The organism is Streptococcus sp. V913 (assembly GCF_054353455.1).
Window position 1 is genome coordinate 20,797 of record NZ_JBTHHX010000002.1, and the last position, 17,380, is coordinate 38,176.

The window sequence follows — 17,380 nt, forward strand, 5'->3', positions numbered from 1 at the left end:
TGTCGACTAAGGATGGAAATCTTGTGTATAGACAGTTCAGTAGATATATAATAGAGCGTTGCGTCCGAAAGTCTATCCAGACACGGCTCTTTAAAAACAAAAGGAGAAGATTATGAAAACAGAACCGATTCATCGTACCAGTATGTGGAAATTTAAGTTAAGTGCTGCCACCATGACTTTGATTCCCGCTGCCGTGGGGATTAACTATGTTGCCAAAGCCTTGGCGGAGGGGTTAAAGTTGCCCGTTTGGCTGGGGTCTTTGGGAACCTTTCTTACTAGCATGTTGGCTGGGCCGGTTGCCGGTGCCATTAGTGGTTTCATCAACAACGTGATCTATGGGCTGACCTTATCGCCAATTTCAACCGTGTATGCGATTACCAGCATCGGAATTGGGATTGCTGTCGGAGTTTTGCACGCCAATGGGTGGTTCTCGTCAGCGCGACGAGTATTTGTTTCTGCTATTATTATTGCCATCGTTTCAGCTGTCATTTCAACGCCACTCAACGTCATCTTTTGGGGTGGTCAGACCGGTATCGCTTGGGGTGACTCATTGTTTGCGGTAATGGTCGCCAATCATGCACCAGTGTGGCTGGCCTCATTTACCGATGAGTTTGTCTTGGATATTTTGGATAAAGTCTGCGTGGCCTACCTGGCATTCTTCATCTATCGTCAGCTGCCGAAGCGGATGGTGCACTTCTTTAGCGATGATAAATGATGACTGATAAAACATTGATTTCTGGAGCGCCACGGGTCAAGCTCAAGTGGTACCAGGTGATCGATCCGATTACTAAGCTCTTGTTCATCTTGGACATGACGTTGTTGAGCTTTGCCAGTATGAATTTATTGCTTCAGGCCGGATTAATTCTTGTCGCAACACTGCTATTGTTATTTTCCAAATTGAGTTCTACCACCTTTAAGGCGCTGGGATTCAGCCTGTTTCTGATTTGCACCATGCTGATCATCCAAGGGTTATTTTACAGTCGGAATCAAACTGTGCTGTTTTCTGTGCTTGGGGTGTCGTTCTACAAAGAAGGCCTGATTTACGCCACCACTCTGGGTTGTCGAGTATTGGTGATTATTTTGACCAGTGGCTTTTTTATGGTGACCACGAGTATTTCAGAAAACGCGGCCTATTTGGAACTGTCCGGATTGTCTTATAAAACCGTCTACGTTCTGATGTCGGTGTGTTATATTTTGCCGGAAATGATGCGCAATATGCGGAAAATCCAGCAGGCACAAAAAGTTCGCGGAACCAATCCGCAAAAAACGTTGATTCAGAAATTAAAGTCAGTCCTGCCGGTTCTAATTCCATTGGTGATTAAGACCTTGGATCAATCGATGACGCGGTCGATTTCTCTCCAACTGAGAGGTTTTGATAATCTCAACCGGACTGTCAGAACCTCCCAGCGCGTGTATCGCCTGTCGCGGACGCTGCACATTGGTCTGACTGGATTGGCAATTTTATTGATTGGGTGGAAGATATGGACGAAGATAAACGGATTGTAATTGAAAATTTGACCACCCGTTATCCGGGTACTGAGCAACCACAACTGCGTCAGATTAACGTGGAGGTTCATACTGGCCAGGTGGTTGGGATTATCGGGAATAGCCACTCCGGCAAATCGACTTTGTGCCGTGTGCTGGCAGGGGTTATTCCCAAAATTGTGTCTGCTGAGATTGAGGGCGATTGGCACATGTTTGGCCAGCGAGTGTCTGACAATTGGCCCGTTTATAATGCCATGAATGGAGTTGTACTGCAAAATCCAGCTGGCCAACTAAGCGGGTTGGCAGACACGGTTGCCGATGAAATCGCCTTTGACTTGATTAATCAGGGAATGGCTGAAGGACTGATTCAAAAACGGGTTGAAGAAGTTGCCACGCAAATGGGGCTGATTGAACAGCTGAATTTGCGTCCCGAGAGCCTTTCCGGTGGTCAGATCCAGCGGTTGGCAATTGCCACGGCGATTGTGGCTAATCCGGCTGTTTTGATTATGGATGATCCGACCAGTGAGATGGATCCCCTTGGCCGCCGGCAATTTTTCCAATGGCTGGCCCAAGTCAAAGAGACGACTGTCTTCATTGTCACCAGTGAAATTGACGATTTGTGCGAAGTCGCCGACGTTGTGTGGGTGCTGCACGAGGGTCAAATGGTAGCCCAGGGCAGGCCGGGTGAGGTGTTTAATCATTTGGCAGCTGACTGGCAGATTCCAGCCCCGACAATCCAGCAACTTGCTCAAAAAATGGATTGGCACTTGGCTGATGGCCGGTATCCGGTGAATTACGCTGATCTGAAGGAGGTTCGTTATGTCCACAATTGAACTGAGCCACCTGACGTTCACTTATCCGGAACGGTCCTTTAGCTTGGATGTTGAAGACAAACACTTCGCCGATCCGATGGTGGCGATTGTCGGCCAAAATGGTGCCGGCAAATCAACGCTCTTCAAATTGTTGACGGGTTTGCTGACACCACAAACCGGTGTGATTAAGATCGATGGAGAAAATTTTAATGATCTTAAACCAGTCGAAAAGTTACTGAAGGTTGGGATTACTTTTCAGAATCCTGACGATCAGCTTTTCAACCCGACCGTTCAACGAGAGGTGGAGTGGAATGTCGCGCAGGTCATGGATGACCACGACACGATTACGAGGCGGGCTTTAGCGGCTCTAAAAAGAGTTGGCTTGGATGATAAAACAGCTGAAAGTCCATATGACCTGTCATTGTCGGAACGCAAGCTGTTGAGCGTTGCCACAGTTTTGGCAGTGGATCCGGCGATTTATTTATTTGATGAGCCGATGATGTCGCTTGATTGGGAAAGCCGGCGCAAGTTGACCGCAATTTTCCATCAGTTGGCTGATTCGGGCCACCAAGTTGTGACCATCACCCATGATATGGATTGGGTCGCCGCCGAGTTTGAGTCGGTGTATGTTATGGAACACGGGAAGTTTGGCTTCGCCGGCAGTCCACGGGAATTGTTCAGCAATCACGAACTTGTCCAGCGAGTGGGATTACTACCACCGCGGATTATGGACATAGCGGAGTCGCTGGGTGATTCACAGACATATTTATCGGTTAATGATTATTGCCAGAAAAATCGAGATGTATAGAAAAAGTCACCTCTGCGGGTTTTCCAGGTTGAAGGATTAACTTCAGCTTCTGGCAAGAACTCACATGGGTGACTTTTGTGTTTAATAACGTTTCATGATCATCGGGTGCTTCCTCAGATCACTCGGTTTGATTTTACTTTGTTTTATGGTCATAATCATATACCATTTCTTTTGGATTTTTTGTTTGACTAATACAAAATAGGTCTTCATAGGTCTTCGCATTTTTAGCGCCCATTAGGATCATCAGTATAATTTTCTGAATTAGGAGACTGTCCCATCACTATTCGAACTTCGTCTCCCAACTTACGCTGTTCCCATTCATCCGTGAATCCTTTAAATCGCAATTCTGGAACTTTCTTTTTAACTGAATCATCTATTTTCGCCATAGTCCCCACCATTTTATTGGTTTTTCTTGTTCTTCTATCCTTTTTTGATCTTTGATTTGTTCCTGTAAATTTTCCAACTTCTCTTTAAGAGCGTTCACTTCATCTTTATATTGATTGTCTAAGTGTTTGAATTCTGTTTCCTGTGAGGGCATTTTGAGGGCTTTTAAGTTATCATTTTCCGCCTTGTATTCTTCTAGCAACTTTTTATCTTGCAAGGCTAATCGTTGTTACTGGTCTAACAAATTAGTTAGTTTTTCTATTTGTTGGTCTTTGCTACTTATTTGTTGGTCTTTGGTATTTGATTTGCTACTACTTTCTACTTTACCTAAAATTATTTTTTCTGCTTTAGAATTTATTAGATTAGACCCATTGGAACTTTTAAGCTGTAATTCTTTTGGTAACCTTTGGTAGTGATATTGAATATTTTGTTTTGTAACACTCAATTCCTCCGCCAGCTCTTTGATCGTTTTTAAGTCTTCACTCATGGTTTAAGAACCGTTGGTAGATATTGTTCAATGGCTTTTTTGAGGTAGCGTGCGATATTATGCTTAGAATATTCTTCACGTCTGCTGGCAACATAAGACAAGTGGTCTTTAACACTATTTAGCCCTCTTAATTCTTTCAGTTCGTCATAGAGGGGGTAAACATGGACTTGCAATCCTGCCATGATTTTTGTATCTTGCATTTCAAACGGACTTAGCAACATATTTTCTAGCAATAGCGTGGTGTACTTGCTTTTCATTGCTTCAATAGCTAGCTTATCTTCGGTTTCTGCTTTGCGTGCTTTATCTTCTTGATAGGCGGTATCTTCTAACTTATAGCTGTTATCGTCTGCTCGACGTTTCTTTCGTAACCAGATATCCAATGTTAAACCGTCCGCATCAATCGCTCGATAGAGATAATGCCAACGCCCCTTAATTTTGATATAGGTTTCATCCATTTTCCACGAATAGAAGGACTGTTTATTTTTCTTTTTCCAGAGATGATAGAGGATTTTACTGTATTCTTGAACCCACCGATAAATCGTAGTGTGACAAACATTTATTCCACGGTCATAAAGCAATTCCTGAACTTCACGATAGCTCAGATTGTAACGTAGGTAATAACCAACAGCGACAATGATGACGTCTTGTTGGAATTGTTTGCCTTTAAAATGATTCATCTCTCAAGCCTTACTAACCTTTTTTTGCTCTTTGAGAAGCTGAAGGTCGTGCTAGTAACTACCTATTTGGTTTGATTAATTCCATCATTTATCTGGTGCTTGCCCTTCAAAAAGGCTTCTATGGTGAGGTTTTAACAACTCTCTATTTTACAATTATGCAGCCAATTGGTCTCTTGGTTTGGATTTATCAAGCCCAGTTTAAGAAAGAACAACAAGAGTTTGTCGCACGTAAACTAGACGGCAAGGGTTGGACAAAGTATCTTTCTATTAGTGTTCTTTGGTGGTTGGCCTTTGGGTTTATTTATCAGTCTATCGGAGCTAATCGTCCCTATCGTGATTCTATCACTGATGCGACCAATGGTGTAGGGCAAATCCTCATGACAGCTGTTTACCGTGAACAGTGGATATTCTGGGCTGCTACTAATGTCTTTTCAATCTATCTCTGGTGGGGGAAAGCCTGCAAATCCAAGGGAAATACCTAATTTATCTCATCAATAGTCTAGTTGGGTGGTATCAGTGGAGCAAGGCAGCAAAAAGCGCTTAAAAAAGTAAAAAAAGGATCAGATGATCCTTTTTTTGTGTTAGAGCAAAATGAATAATACCGTAATGACAATAGCACTCGTTATACGAATAATGTGGTGCGATATATGTTGATTTTCTTGCTGTCGCCCGTTCCAGTAGGCACCATAGCAGACGATACTCGAACCCAAAATCCATAGTAGAATGGTTGCCAGTGGGACGAAGTAAAAGATAGCTAGAGCCAGAGAGGTGAGGCAACTGCCGACCAAGATGCACGTGTTTCCCAGACTGTAGTTCTTTTGTTTCATGGCTGAAAAAGCAGCAGCAAGGTGAAGTAATGAGAATGCGAGAGCAAGTACGATTGTTAGTATTCCTAGAATCATCGAAGTTAACATAGTTTTTTCCTTTCTGAGTTACAGGCTTAGTTATCAAGTGGAGTTGTAGAGGTCATCTCCATTACATCAAGGTAAAATCTCACCACTTGCTCTTCGGTATAAGATTTTCCTTTTTTTAGCCACCAAGTTAGAGTCTCGATAAAGTTCGTCACAACAAAATGCTGGAGGTAGGAGGCTGGAATGTTTGGGTAGGCCTCTTGCAAGTCACCCGCCACCATGGGATAAACGTGGTGTTCGAGTTCCTTGTGTAGTTGGCGGAGGAAGTAGTCGTTTTTGGAAAAAAGGAGACTGGTGACATGGTCCTGGTTTTTCTGAAAATGTAAAAAGATATGTGCGAGGTAGTCCTCGGTAGTAAAGTGTCCTTCTCTTTCAAAGAGATGATGAAAGAGGTAGCGACAGAGCTCATCTAAAAGGAGTTCCTTACTCTCGTAGTGACAGTAAAAAGTAGAACGTCCAACATCTGCTAGGTCAATGATATCTTGAACAGTAGTGGTATCATAGCCTTTGTCGTTCAAAAGTTGTAAAAAAGCTTGATAGATGGCTTTTTTAGTCTTGTTGACTCGACGGTCTCTTTTTGGCATATAGACACTTGAGACAAACTGTTCAGAACTGAACATAGCTGACAGTTTGCTTCTATCCTTTCTTTGAATTTTATTAGATAATACAAATGAAAGAAGTATGTATATACCCATTATACCAAAGGAGGGAGAGAAATGAGTTCTAAAACATCTATCTGGTTAGCTTTTTTCTTAAATTTAAGCTATGCGATAGTCGAGTTTATCGCAGGAGGAATCTTTGGTTCAAGTGCAGTTCTTGCTGATTCTGTTCATGACTTGGGAGATGCTATGGCCATTGGCCTATCAACCCTTTTAGAAACAATTTCAAACCGTGAAGAGGATAGACAGTACACCTTGGGTTACAAACGTTTTAGTCTTTTAGGGGCCATGCTAACGGCTGTGATTCTTATGATAGGGTCTGTCCTAGTGATCTTGGAAAATATCACAAAGATCGTTCACCCGCAACCCATCAATGAGGAAGGCATCCTCTGGCTGGGAATCATTGCGGTAGCTATTAATGTGCTAGCTAGTATAGTAGTTCGTAAAGGAAAGACAAAGAACGAGTCTATTCTTAGCTTGCATTTTTTGGAAGACACTCTTGGTTGGTTGGCTGTCATTCTAATGGCGATTATCCTCAAATTTACAGATTGGTATATCCTTGATCCACTCTTATCTCTTGTCATTTCTATCTTCATTCTAACAAAAGCCATTCCTCGCTTTTGGAGCGCACTAAAAATTTTCCTAGATGCTGTGCCAGAAGGGGTAGATATCAAGAAAGTTAAGAATGACTTAGAGCAGTTGGACAATGTTGCTAGTGTCAATCAGCTCAATCTTTGGACTATGGATGGATTGGAGAAAAATGCCATTATCCATGTTTGTCTCAAGCGGATAGAAGACATGGAAGCGAGTAAAACAGCTATCCGTCACTATCTAAAGGACATTGGCTTTCATAATATTACCATTGAAGTGGATAGCGATCAAGCTAGTCATGCCTGCCATAAACGGGATATCCATGCCATAGAGAGTCAGAGCGGACATGATCACCACCAGCATTAATGAAGAATTGGTACTAGCAGAATCCCAAGAAGAAGTGTATACTATAGTTAAGTAAGCAATAGAAAGGTAGGTTGTTCCTATGAAAAAGACAGTCTATACAAAAGCTGGCCAAGTTGGTCTAGTAGAAGTGGAGCGTCCGCAGATCGAGGCGCCGGATGATGTCATTCTCCGTATTGTGCGTACCTGTGTCTGTGGTTCTGATTTATGGAGCTACCGCAATCCAGACATTGAAAAGGGGCATCAAAATAGTGGTCACGAGGCAATCGGGATTGTCGAAGAAATCGGAGATGCTATTACAACGGTTAAACCAGGAGATTTTGTCATTGCGCCTTTCACCCATGGCTGTGGTGAGTGTGACGCCTGCCGTGCTGGCTATGATGGGACTTGTGACCGCCATATTGGAACCAACTGGTCAGGTGGTGTCCAAGCTGAGTATATCCGTTTCCACTATGCCAACTGGGCGCTGGTTAAAATCCCAGGTCAACCCTCTGATTACACAGAAGGAATGCTCAAATCTCTCCTAACACTGGCTGATGTCATGCCGACAGGATATCATGCGGCGCGTGTTGCAAATGTTCAAAAAGGGGACAAGGTTGTTGTTATCGGTGATGGGGCTGTTGGTCAATGTGCTGTCATCGCAGCTAAGATGCGTGGAGCATCGCAAATTATCCTTATGAGTCGTCACGAAGATCGTCAACAAATGGCCTTGGAGTCAGGAGCGACAGCTGTTGTAGCTGAACGAGGAGAAGATGGTATTGCTAAGGTCCGTGAAATCCTTGGTGGTGGAGCGGATGCTGCCCTTGAATGTGTCGGTACCGCAGCAGCTGTTGATCAAGCTCTGGGTGTCCTTCACAATGGAGGACGCTTAGGATTTGTCGGTGTGCCTCACTACAATAACCGTGCTCTTGGTTCGACCTTTGCCCAAAACATATCTGTAGCAGGTGGAGCAGCTTCTGTTACCACCTATGACAAACAGTTCTTGCTGAAAGCAGTGCTTGACGGTGATATCAATCCAGGACGAGTCTTTACGACAAGTTATAAATTGGAAGATATTAATCAGGCCTATAAAGATATGGATGAACGTAAGTCCATTAAGTCTATGATTATAATGAACTAAAAAATAAAATCCTAATGGAGATTTGAGAATCTCTATTAGGATTTTTTATGTTGAACTGTTGTACTTAATGCAGAGTACTTTCTCTCAGAGTCAGTCTAGTTCCCAGCATAGTCAGGCTAGGAATTTTCCGACCATGGAGTACTTCCTTGTTAAGAATATCCATACCTGCTCGGCCCATTTCTTCGGTATAGACTGTGATGCTAGAAAGAGGGGGATAGACCTGCTTGGTCAGGCTAGTGTCGTTAAAGGAAATAAGGCTAACACGATCTGGTAGACTGATTCCAGATTCTTGGAGCGCACGGAGGGCGCCGATGGCTAAACTATCGCTGGCTGCGAAAAAGGCTGGGGGTAGTTGATCCCCCAACTTGTGAATGGCCTCCTTCATCAAGTCATATCCAGACTGGGCAGTAAAGCTCCCCTGAAAGACCAGTTCTTCATGGTAGATTCCTTTTGCTTGGGTAATGTCTTTGAAATTTTCTAGCCGCTTATCCTGGATGATTTCTTCTTGGTCGGTTGTTTCCTCAAGGCCTGTTAGAATGCCAATCCGATCCAGTCCCTGATTGAGAAAATGGTCTACAACTTGTTTCACAGCAGTGTAAAAGTCGGTGATAATACAGGTATGACCTAGTGAGAGGGTGTCACTGTCTATAAAGACCAAAGGTTTTTGGTATTCTTCGAAGGCAGAAATCTGAGCTCGGCTGAACTTTCCGATACAGAGAATGCCAATCACTTCCTCGCTCAGGGTAAAAGGATGGTCATTAAAATAGCGCAAGATATCATAGTCCAACTCTTGAGCTCTTTTTTCAATCCCTAGACGAATCTGGTAGTAGTAGAGGTCGTCTAGCTCTCCTTGTTCGCTGACCCATTGGATAATGGCAATTTTTTGCTTGGGTTTGTGGGATTCGCCTGTCTTGAGATGTTTGGTATAGCCCAGCTCTTCAGCGACAGTTAAAATACGGTGTCTGGTTTCTTCTGTAACAGATAGACTCTGGTCGCGATTGAGGACACGAGATACGGTCGCGATAGAGACAGAGGCTAGCTGTGCGATGTCTTTTAATGTAGCCATAAATCCTCCTTTTAGGTTAGTATATCATATTTTTCTTCTTTTTACCGATTGTTTAGTAAAACTTTAGTAAAAAGGATTGACCTTGGTAAAAGCCTTGGATACAATAGAAGAAAACGATTACACGTTAAGGCGACTTAACGGACAGTCAAAGGAGAATTCATATGACACAACATCTTACTGCTGAAGCCCTTCGCAAAGATTTTCTTGCAGTTTTTGGTCAAGAAGCAGACCAAACCTTCTTTTCACCAGGTCGCATCAATTTGATTGGTGAACACACGGACTACAATGGCGGGCACGTTTTTCCAGCTGCTATTTCCTTGGGAACATACGGTGCAGCTCGCAAGCGTGACGACCAAGTCTTGCGTTTCTACTCAACTAACTTTGAGGACAAAGGTATCATCGAAGTGCCTCTTGCTGATCTCAAGTTTGAAAAAAAGCACAGCTGGACCAATTATCCAAAAGGAGTTCTTTATTTCTTGCAAGAAGCTGGGCACGTGATTGACAAAGGTTTTGATTTTTATGTTTATGGGAATATCCCAAATGGTTCTGGCTTGTCTTCTTCAGCATCATTGGAACTCTTGACAGGGGTCGTGGCAGAGCATCTCTTTGATTTAAAACTAGACCGTTTGGATTTGGTTAAAATCGGAAAACAAACAGAAAATAACTTTATCGGAGTCAACTCTGGTATCATGGACCAGTTTGCTATCGGTATGGGGGCTGACCAACGTGCTATTTACCTAGATACCAACAGTCTTGAGTACGATTTGGTGCCACTTGATCTGAAGGACAATGTCGTTGTTATTATGAACACCAATAAACGTCGTGAACTAGCAGACTCTAAGTACAATGAACGCCGTGCTGAGTGTGAAAAAGCAGTAGAAGAATTGCAAGTTGCCTTGGATATTCAGACCTTGGGTGAATTGGATGAGTGGGCTTTTGATCAATACAGCTACCTGATTAAAGACGAAAATCGTTTGAAACGTGCTCGTCATGCTGTGCTTGAAAACCAACGTACCCTTAAAGCTCAAACAGCTCTTCAAGCAGGTGATTTGGAAACATTTGGTCGCTTGATGAATGCGTCACACGTTTCTCTAGAACATGACTATGAAGTAACTGGTTTGGAATTGGATACTCTTGTTCACACAGCTTGGGATCAAGAAGGTGTTCTCGGTGCTCGTATGACAGGAGCAGGTTTTGGTGGCTGTGCCATTGCCTTGGTTCAAAAAGATGCCGTTGAGGCTTTTAAAGCAGCTGTTGGCAAGCACTACGAGGAAGTCGTTGGATATGCTCCAAGCTTCTATATCGCTGAAGTTGCAGGTGGCACTCGCATCCTTGACTAGTCAAAAGGAGGCTTTATAGTGACCTTAGTAGATAAATTTGTAACACATGTCATTTCTGAAAGTTCATTTGAAGAAATGGATCGCATCTACCTGACCAATCGTGTCTTGGCACGAGTAGGCGAAGGTGTTTTGGAAGTTGAGACTGCTCTAGATAAATTGATTGACCTCAAAGACCAGTTGGTTGAGGAAGCGGTTCGATTAGAGACGATTGAGGATAGCCAGACTGCGCGTGAAATCCTTGGTGCTGAATTGATGGACTTAGTAACCCCTTGTCCAAGTCAGGTCAATCGTGACTTTTGGACAACCTATGCCCACTCTCCTGAGCAAGCAATAGCGGATTTTTACCAACTCAGTCAGAAAAATGACTACATCAAACTCAAGGCCATTGCTAAAAATATCGCCTACAGAGTACCATCTGACTACGGAGATCTAGAAATCACCATCAACCTCTCTAAGCCTGAAAAGGATCCAAAGGAGATTGCAGCAGCCAAGTTGGTGCAAGCTAGCAATTATCCCCAGTGTCAGCTTTGTCTAGAGAACGAAGGCTATCATGGTCGAATTAACCATCCAGCTCGCAGCAATCACCGCATTATCCGTTTCGAAATGGCGGGTCAGGAGTGGGGCTTCCAGTATTCACCCTATGCTTATTTTAATGAGCACTGTATCTTCTTAGACGGCCAGCATCGTCCCATGGCCATTAGTCGTCAGAGTTTTGAGCGCCTGCTGGCTATCGTAGAGCAGTTTCCAGGCTATTTTGCGGGTTCAAATGCGGACTTACCAATTGTGGGAGGCTCTATTCTGACTCATGACCACTATCAGGGAGGTCGTCACGTATTTCCTATGGAATTGGCTCCCTTGCAAAAGACTTTCCGATTTGCTGGTTTTGAGCAGGTCAAGGCTGGGATTGTCAAGTGGCCTATGTCAGTGCTACGTTTGACCTCGGATTCAAAAGAGTATTTGATCAACTTGGCGGACAAGATTTTGCAGGAATGGCGGAAATATTCAGACCCTGAAGTGCAGATTTTAGCAGAGACAGACGGGATACCGCATCACACCATTACACCCATTGCCCGTAAACGCGATGGACAGTTTGAGTTGGACTTGGTCTTGCGGGACAATCAGACTTCGGCAGAGCATCCTGATGGCATCTATCATCCCCACAAGGATGTTCAACATATCAAGAAGGAAAATATCGGCTTGATTGAGGTCATGGGTTTGGCTATATTGCCACCACGTCTGAAAGCGGAAGTGGAGCAAGTTGCTAGCTACCTCGTGGGAGATGGTGATATAGTTGCCGACTATCATCAGGAATGGGCCGACCAACTCAAAGCCCAATATCCAGACATAGCGGATAAAGAAAAAGCCTTTGAAATCGTCAAGGACTCTGTGGGTGCTATCTTTGCACGTGTTTTGGAGGACGCAGGGGTTTACAAGCAGACGGAACAAGGACAGGCAGCCTTTATGCGCTTTGTAGAACAGGTCGGAATTTTACCCGACTAGGAGCTTTCTCCTTGCACAGTCCTATAAAAAGTAGTATCATAGTGTCGTTTGAACTATCAGGAGGAGAATATGAAAGATTTTCATTTTGACGCTATATCAGCTTTTGAAAATTATGAAATTAAAGAGATGAGAGATGGCCACGTTGAGGTGACAACCAAAGTAGTGGACTCGTCGCTTAACTATTATGGCAATGCCCATGGAGGCTATCTCTTCACCCTTTGTGATCAGATTAGTGGTTTGGTGGTTATCTCGCTAGGGCTTGATGCAGTGACGCTCCAGTCATCCATCAACTACCTCAAGGCAGGAAAACTCGACGATGTGCTGACCATTAAAGGAGAATGTGTCCATCATGGACGCACAACCTGTGTCGTGGATGTCGATATCACCAATCAAGAAGGCAGAAATGTCTGCAAAGCCACCTTTACCATGTTTGTCACAGGACAAAGGTCAGAAGAAAGACAGGTAAGGATATAAAGAAACAAAAAAGAGGCTCACACCTCTTTTTCTTATTTCTTTTTCCGGTTTAATACTGCATTGAGGACAATGGCCAGTATGCTGGCTACGACGATTCCGTTTGAGAAGAACATTTGGAAAGCTGTCGGCATGCTGACAAAGAGATTACTATTGTTGAGTCCGACACCTGCAGCGATGGAAACAGCTGCGATAAGGAAGTTGTGTTCATTGTTAGCAAAGTCAACGCGGGCGAGGATTTGCATACCTTGAAGGGAAACAAAACCAAACATCACCAGCATGGCACCACCGAGGACAGGACTCGGAATGATTTGGGCGAGGGCACCAAACTTAGGAAGGAGTCCAAGGAGGACTAGGAAACCAGCTGCGTAGTAGATTGGCAGACGGGTCTTGATACCTGACAATTTAACCAAACCAACATTTTGTGAAAATCCTGTGTAAGGGAAGGTGTTAAAGATTCCTCCGAGAAGTACGGCCAGACCTTCTGCGCGGTAACCGTTGCGCAGGCGCGTACTGTCGATTGGGTCATTGGTAATATCAGACAAGGCTAGGTAAACACCAGTCGACTCAACCATAGACACCGTTGCGATGATACACATCATGACAATAGATGAGATTTCAAAGGTTGGCACCCCAAAGTAGAGGGGAGTTGGAACATGGACAAGCGGTGCTGCCGCAACAGGGGAGAAATCAACCAAGCCCATAGTAGCAGCAATGGCGGTTCCGACAACCAGACCAATCAAAATGGAGATAGACTTGATAAATCCTTTGGTAAAGATGTTGATCAAGAGGATGATCAGAACAGTGATTGCAGCAAGCAAGAGACTTTGACCAGTTGGCTCTGGGACATTATTTCCCATATTTCCGATAGCGACAGGAATCAGGGTCAATCCAATCGTGGTAATGACAGAGCCTGTTACGATAGATGGGAAGAGATTGGCTACTTTTGAGAAAATGCCTGAAATCAGAACCACATAAATCCCTGAAACGATAAGGGCACCAAACATAGCACCGCTACCGTGGCTTTGCCCAATCATAATCAAGGGAGCAACCGACTGGAAGGCAACTCCGAGAACGACTGGTAGTCCAATTCCAAAGTATTTATTGAGTTGGAGTTGGAGGAAGGTGGCCACCCCACACATGAAGATATCTGTGGAAATTAGGTAGGTCAACTGCTCAGCTGAATAGCCAAGAGCTGTCGCAATCATGATAGGAACCAGGATAGAACCTGAGTACATGGCTAGTAAGTGCTGTAAGCCAAGAACGGCTGCTTGCGAGTGTTTTTCTTGTTGTTGCATTAGAGATCTGCCTCCTTAAATACGACCTGACCGTTTTCAAAACGTTCCAAACGAGCGAGTGATAGAACTGGATAGCCAGCTTTCTCAAGCAAATCACGACCATCCTGGAAGGATTTTTCGATAACAATACCGATGGCTTCAACTTTTGCTCCGGCCTGTTCGATGATTTGGATCAAGCCTTTGGCAGCTTGGCCATTTGCTAGGAAATCATCGATAATCAAGACCTTGTCCTCAGGTGAGAGGAATTTTCCAGCGATGGAGACCGTGCTGGTCACCTGCTTGGTAAAGGAGTAAACCTCAGCAGTTAAGATGCCTTCGTTCATGGTGATGTTTTTAGCTTTCTTTGCGAAAATCATGGGAACATCTAAGGCTTCAGCTGTAAAAACAGCTGGGGCAATGCCTGAAGCTTCAATGGTCACGACCTTGGTAATGCCAGCAGAAGCGAATTTTTCCGCAAAAACTTTACCAATCTCCCGCATCAAACGATAGTCAACTTGGTGGGTTAAAAAGGAATCTACCTTGAGGATGTTGTCACCCAAGATATGCCCATCCTGAAGGATGCGCTCTTCTAATAATTTCATAAAACCTCCTAAAGTCTAAAAGATGCTTCATTTGCTTGTCTAGAGTTTCTAGTATGTAATAGAAAAGGGACCTACTTAATCCCCTAAGTAAGTCCCCAAAATAGGCATGGCCAACACCATACCTTCAGCTGACATACTCATTGTTAGGTGTTCCGGCACCTTGTAGAAACGTCGCGCCAATTCACGACATAAACAAGTAAAATGATATTCAATTTTAAAAAGGCTGCTGCCAATGTTTTTATTTTACACCAATTAGCTTTAGAAATCAAATGTTTTGTTAGTGTTTTAATGAAAAAAACGAACAAAAAAGAAACCTACAACGAGATACAGTATTGTAGGGTTCTATTATTCTATTCACTAAATCTTAAAAAATAACCATCTGGATCCAAAACTGCAAATTCGTGAGGGTAAATAAAGCTATCTCCCACTCGAAATTCTCTTTTGGTCAGCGGACGATGGATAGGATAGTCAGCTTCCAGCAGTTTTTGGTAGAGCTGAGGGACATCTTCAATGCCAAAGGAAATATTGACACCGCGCCCGAAAGGATAGGTTAGTTGGGCTAATTCTTCTGTACTGCCTTCTTCTAGCATAAGTTGGCAATCTAAAAGAGATAGGAAGAGGAATTTCTCCTCTGGACGCTCGTATTCGACAGAAAATCCCAGCAAGTCGCAGTAGAAGTGGCGTGACTTTTTGAGGTCAGATACTACAAATTCAGGAATGACAGCTTGATAGTCCATTTGTTTTCTCCTTAGAGTTCAATCTCCATGACAATGGGTGTGTGGTCTTGGCGCGCACCAGAGTCAATCATATCAGACTTGGTCACCTTGTCAGCTACGCGGCTGCTAGTGAGCCAGTAGTCGATTCTCCAGCCTGTATTGTTGATTTTAGAAGTCTTGCTGCGTTGCGCCCACCAGGTATAACGCTCTGGGACATCACCGTGAATATGGCGGAAGGTATCGGTAAATCCAGTTGCCAAGAGGTTGGTAAATCCAGCACGTTCCTCGTCGGTAAATCCAGGTGAACGGCGATTGCTGGCAGGATTTGCAAGGTCGATTTCCTTGTGAGCTACGTTGTAGTCTCCAGTCGCAAGGACTGGTTTTTCTTTGTCTAGTTGAGCCAAATACTCAGCATATTTGACATCCCAGATTTGGCGTTCTTCCAAGCGTTTGAGACCGTCTCCAGCGTTTGGTGTGTATACTTGGCTCACGAAAAATGCATCAAATTCCAAGGTGATGATGCGGCCTTCCAAATCCATGGTAGAAGGAGCACCGATTTCTGGGAAGCTAATCGTTGGTGTGAGTTCTTTCTTATAAAGGAACATGGTTCCAGCGTAGCCTTTGCGAGCAGGTTCTTGAGAGGAACGCCAAGTGTTTTCATAACCTGGGAAGAGTTCTTCTAAAATTTCCAAGTGTTTTTTTGTAGGCCCTTTTGAAGAAAGCTTGGTTTCTTGGATAGCGATGATATCAGCATTTTCAGCGACCAAGGTTTGTAGGACTTCTTGGGACAATTTTGCACGAGCTGAGTCACTCGTTAGGGCTGCATTGAGGGAATCAATATTCCATGAGATGAGTTTCATAAAGTTACCTTTTTCATTCAGATTATAGACTATATTATATCAAAAAAAGGCGTATTTCCCCAACGTATGGTTTGAAAAATCACCCTCTTTCATTTATAATTAAGAATGATTTTATGAAAGGGAGTGAAAATACATGAAATTCTATTCTTACGACTATGTCCTCAGCCAAATTGGTCAGCAAAATGGTATCATGATTGGTTTAGGGATTGTCCTATTAGCTGTGACAGGATTTTTAGCTTTCAAGGCTTATCATGATAAAAAGGGGACCAAATTTCGTGAGTTGGTCATGATTTCAGCTTTGACCTTATTAGCTCTCCTTTTGGTCAGCATCACGACTTATCAAAACAATCAAGTTTCTAACAATAAATTTCAAGCTTCACTTCATTTCATCGAGCTTGTTTCCAAAGAATTGGGAGTAGACAAGTCAGAAGTCTATGTCAATACTTCTGCCGACACTGATGGCGCACTTATCAAGGTCAGAGATCGCTATTACCGTGCCTTGAACGGAAGTGAGCCAGACAAGTACCTGCTAGAGAAAGTCGAATTGTATAAAACAGATGCAATTGAACTGGTGGAGGTGAACAAATGACACTCAATTATATCGAAATTTTAATCAAACTAGCCTTGGGTCTCTTTTCTCTGGTTTTTGTAATCAATGTGACAGGAAAGGGTAACCTAGCGCCTAACTCAGCAATAGACCAAATTCAGAACTATGTACTTGGGGGGATCATCGGTGGGGTGATTTACAATAGCGCCATCAGTATCCTTCAGTATGCAGTTATCCTGATTATGTGGACCATTCTGGTCTTGACTCTCAAATGGCTCAACAACAATGTTCACTTTGTGAAACGTTTGATTGATGGGAAGCCAACCCTGCTCATCAAAAATGGGAAGATTGATCCAGAAGCCTGCCGTTCGGTTGGTTTATCTGCAGCGGACGTAGCTCTTAAGCTCCGTAGTCAGGGAATTTTCCAAATGAAACAAGTCAAACGCGCTATGCAGGAGCAGAACGGTCAACTCATCGTAGTCCAAATGGGAGATGAGAATCCCAAGTATCCTGTTGTCACAGACGGTGTGATCCAAGTCGAAATTTTGGAGACCATTGGTCGGAGCGAAGAATGGCTGCTTGATAACCTCAGCAAACAAGGGTATGACAATGTGGCCAATATCTTTATCGCTGAGTATGACAAGGGTGTCGTCTCAGTCGTAACTTATGAATAAGAAAAACCTGGGGTCTTGTACTCTTCAAAA

At 43.6% G+C, this 17,380-nt stretch carries 22 protein-coding genes, 1 pseudogene and 1 riboswitch; of the genes and pseudogenes, 12 read left to right on the top strand and 11 right to left on the bottom strand.

The window, feature by feature from the left end:
• Positions 1-112: 112 nt before the first annotated feature.
• From ACXYSL_RS04000 to ACXYSL_RS04015, 4 genes are read left to right on the top strand one after another with little or no spacing between them, the layout of a single operon-like run.
• Positions 113-715, top strand: coding sequence for a hypothetical protein (locus ACXYSL_RS04000; protein WP_000846130.1), 603 nt, complete (start codon positions 113-115; stop codon positions 713-715).
• Positions 715-1,506: an energy-coupling factor transporter transmembrane component T gene (locus tag ACXYSL_RS04005; protein ID WP_000130448.1), complete on the top strand. Its 792-nt coding sequence runs from the start codon at positions 715-717 to the stop codon at positions 1,504-1,506. The genes ACXYSL_RS04000 and ACXYSL_RS04005 overlap by 1 nt, the downstream gene beginning before the upstream one ends.
• Positions 1,482-2,318 (top strand): ABC transporter ATP-binding protein, encoded by an 837-nt coding sequence (locus ACXYSL_RS04010; protein WP_007517389.1) that lies wholly within the window; start codon positions 1,482-1,484, stop codon positions 2,316-2,318. The genes ACXYSL_RS04005 and ACXYSL_RS04010 overlap by 25 nt, the downstream gene beginning before the upstream one ends.
• Positions 2,305-3,105: an energy-coupling factor ABC transporter ATP-binding protein gene (locus tag ACXYSL_RS04015; RefSeq protein ID WP_000103848.1), complete on the top strand. Its 801-nt coding sequence runs from the start codon at positions 2,305-2,307 to the stop codon at positions 3,103-3,105. Before ACXYSL_RS04010 ends, ACXYSL_RS04015 begins: the two co-directional genes overlap by 14 nt.
• A gap of 224 nt (positions 3,106-3,329) precedes the next feature.
• Here the strand turns inward: ACXYSL_RS04015 and ACXYSL_RS04020 are convergent, their stop codons facing one another.
• From ACXYSL_RS04020 to ACXYSL_RS04035, 4 genes are read right to left on the bottom strand one after another with little or no spacing between them, the layout of a single operon-like run.
• A complete protein-coding gene (locus tag ACXYSL_RS04020; RefSeq protein WP_001062367.1) occupies positions 3,330-3,491 on the bottom strand; it encodes a hypothetical protein in 162 nt (53 codons plus the stop codon).
• Positions 3,479-3,706, bottom strand: coding sequence for a hypothetical protein (locus ACXYSL_RS04025; RefSeq protein ID WP_001152920.1), 228 nt, complete (start codon positions 3,704-3,706; stop codon positions 3,479-3,481). Before ACXYSL_RS04025 ends, ACXYSL_RS04020 begins: the two co-directional genes overlap by 13 nt.
• A 12-nt stretch (positions 3,707-3,718) precedes the next feature.
• A complete protein-coding gene (locus ACXYSL_RS04030) occupies positions 3,719-3,976 on the bottom strand; it encodes a plasmid replication protein (protein WP_458624022.1) in 258 nt (85 codons plus the stop codon).
• Complete coding sequence (locus ACXYSL_RS04035; RefSeq protein ID WP_458624023.1) at positions 3,973-4,653, bottom strand: IS6 family transposase; 681 nt, start codon at positions 4,651-4,653, stop codon at positions 3,973-3,975. Before ACXYSL_RS04035 ends, ACXYSL_RS04030 begins: the two co-directional genes overlap by 4 nt.
• A gap of 38 nt (positions 4,654-4,691) precedes the next feature.
• On the opposite strand from ACXYSL_RS04035, the pseudogene pnuC reads away from it, so the two are divergent.
• A pseudogene (pnuC, locus tag ACXYSL_RS04040) lies at positions 4,692-5,197 on the top strand (nicotinamide riboside transporter PnuC); the annotation flags it as partial.
• Between the two features lie 37 nt (positions 5,198-5,234).
• Here pnuC and ACXYSL_RS04045 read toward each other — a convergent pair.
• Together ACXYSL_RS04045 and ACXYSL_RS04050 are read right to left on the bottom strand one after the other, a co-directional pair.
• Positions 5,235-5,567: a glucuronide permease gene (locus ACXYSL_RS04045; protein ID WP_458624024.1), complete on the bottom strand. Its 333-nt coding sequence runs from the start codon at positions 5,565-5,567 to the stop codon at positions 5,235-5,237.
• A gap of 26 nt (positions 5,568-5,593) precedes the next feature.
• Positions 5,594-6,148 (bottom strand): TetR/AcrR family transcriptional regulator, encoded by a 555-nt coding sequence (locus ACXYSL_RS04050; protein ID WP_458624248.1) that lies wholly within the window; start codon positions 6,146-6,148, stop codon positions 5,594-5,596.
• 132 nt (positions 6,149-6,280) lie between these two features.
• Here ACXYSL_RS04050 and ACXYSL_RS04055 point away from each other — a divergent pair, with 132 nt between their 5' ends.
• A complete protein-coding gene (locus ACXYSL_RS04055; RefSeq protein ID WP_458624025.1) occupies positions 6,281-7,180 on the top strand; it encodes a cation diffusion facilitator family transporter in 900 nt (299 codons plus the stop codon).
• Positions 7,181-7,259: 79 nt separating this feature from the next.
• Complete coding sequence (locus ACXYSL_RS04060; RefSeq protein ID WP_247917124.1) at positions 7,260-8,297, top strand: zinc-binding dehydrogenase; 1,038 nt, start codon at positions 7,260-7,262, stop codon at positions 8,295-8,297.
• 64 nt (positions 8,298-8,361) lie between these two features.
• On the opposite strand, the gene galR is transcribed toward ACXYSL_RS04060, so the two are convergent.
• Positions 8,362-9,363: a DNA-binding transcriptional regulator GalR gene (gene galR, locus ACXYSL_RS04065; RefSeq protein WP_000212498.1), complete on the bottom strand. Its 1,002-nt coding sequence runs from the start codon at positions 9,361-9,363 to the stop codon at positions 8,362-8,364.
• A 161-nt stretch (positions 9,364-9,524) separates the two neighbouring features.
• Here galR and ACXYSL_RS04070 point away from each other — a divergent pair, with 161 nt between their 5' ends.
• From ACXYSL_RS04070 to ACXYSL_RS04080, 3 genes are all read left to right on the top strand, one after another.
• Positions 9,525-10,703 (top strand): galactokinase, encoded by a 1,179-nt coding sequence (locus ACXYSL_RS04070; protein WP_458624026.1) that lies wholly within the window; start codon positions 9,525-9,527, stop codon positions 10,701-10,703.
• A gap of 18 nt (positions 10,704-10,721) precedes the next feature.
• The gene (locus ACXYSL_RS04075) at positions 10,722-12,203 is read left to right on the top strand and encodes a UDP-glucose--hexose-1-phosphate uridylyltransferase (protein ID WP_458624027.1); all 1,482 of its coding nucleotides are present in this window, start codon (positions 10,722-10,724) and stop codon (positions 12,201-12,203) included.
• Between the two features lie 69 nt (positions 12,204-12,272).
• Complete coding sequence (locus ACXYSL_RS04080) at positions 12,273-12,677, top strand: PaaI family thioesterase (protein ID WP_458624028.1); 405 nt, start codon at positions 12,273-12,275, stop codon at positions 12,675-12,677.
• A 32-nt stretch (positions 12,678-12,709) separates the two neighbouring features.
• On the opposite strand, the gene ACXYSL_RS04085 is transcribed toward ACXYSL_RS04080, so the two are convergent.
• From ACXYSL_RS04085 to ACXYSL_RS04100, 4 genes are all read right to left on the bottom strand, one after another.
• The gene (locus ACXYSL_RS04085; RefSeq protein ID WP_458624029.1) at positions 12,710-13,972 is read right to left on the bottom strand and encodes a nucleobase:cation symporter-2 family protein; all 1,263 of its coding nucleotides are present in this window, start codon (positions 13,970-13,972) and stop codon (positions 12,710-12,712) included.
• Positions 13,972-14,553: a xanthine phosphoribosyltransferase gene (locus tag ACXYSL_RS04090; protein WP_044020318.1), complete on the bottom strand. Its 582-nt coding sequence runs from the start codon at positions 14,551-14,553 to the stop codon at positions 13,972-13,974. Before ACXYSL_RS04090 ends, ACXYSL_RS04085 begins: the two co-directional genes overlap by 1 nt.
• Before the next feature lie 120 nt (positions 14,554-14,673).
• Positions 14,674-14,769: riboswitch (purine riboswitch) on the bottom strand.
• 134 nt (positions 14,770-14,903) lie between these two features.
• Positions 14,904-15,290, bottom strand: a complete 387-nt coding sequence (locus tag ACXYSL_RS04095) for a bleomycin resistance protein (protein ID WP_458624030.1) — start codon at positions 15,288-15,290, stop codon at positions 14,904-14,906.
• An 11-nt stretch (positions 15,291-15,301) separates the two neighbouring features.
• Positions 15,302-16,129 (bottom strand): exodeoxyribonuclease III, encoded by an 828-nt coding sequence (locus ACXYSL_RS04100; RefSeq protein ID WP_458624031.1) that lies wholly within the window; start codon positions 16,127-16,129, stop codon positions 15,302-15,304.
• Between the two features lie 133 nt (positions 16,130-16,262).
• Here ACXYSL_RS04100 and ACXYSL_RS04105 point away from each other — a divergent pair, with 133 nt between their 5' ends.
• Together ACXYSL_RS04105 and ACXYSL_RS04110 are read left to right on the top strand one after the other, a co-directional pair.
• The gene (locus ACXYSL_RS04105) at positions 16,263-16,718 is read left to right on the top strand and encodes a DUF3290 family protein (protein WP_458624032.1); all 456 of its coding nucleotides are present in this window, start codon (positions 16,263-16,265) and stop codon (positions 16,716-16,718) included.
• Positions 16,715-17,350, top strand: a complete 636-nt coding sequence (locus tag ACXYSL_RS04110; RefSeq protein ID WP_000174434.1) for a DUF421 domain-containing protein — start codon at positions 16,715-16,717, stop codon at positions 17,348-17,350. The genes ACXYSL_RS04105 and ACXYSL_RS04110 overlap by 4 nt, the downstream gene beginning before the upstream one ends.
• The last annotated feature ends 30 nt before the right edge of the window (positions 17,351-17,380 follow it).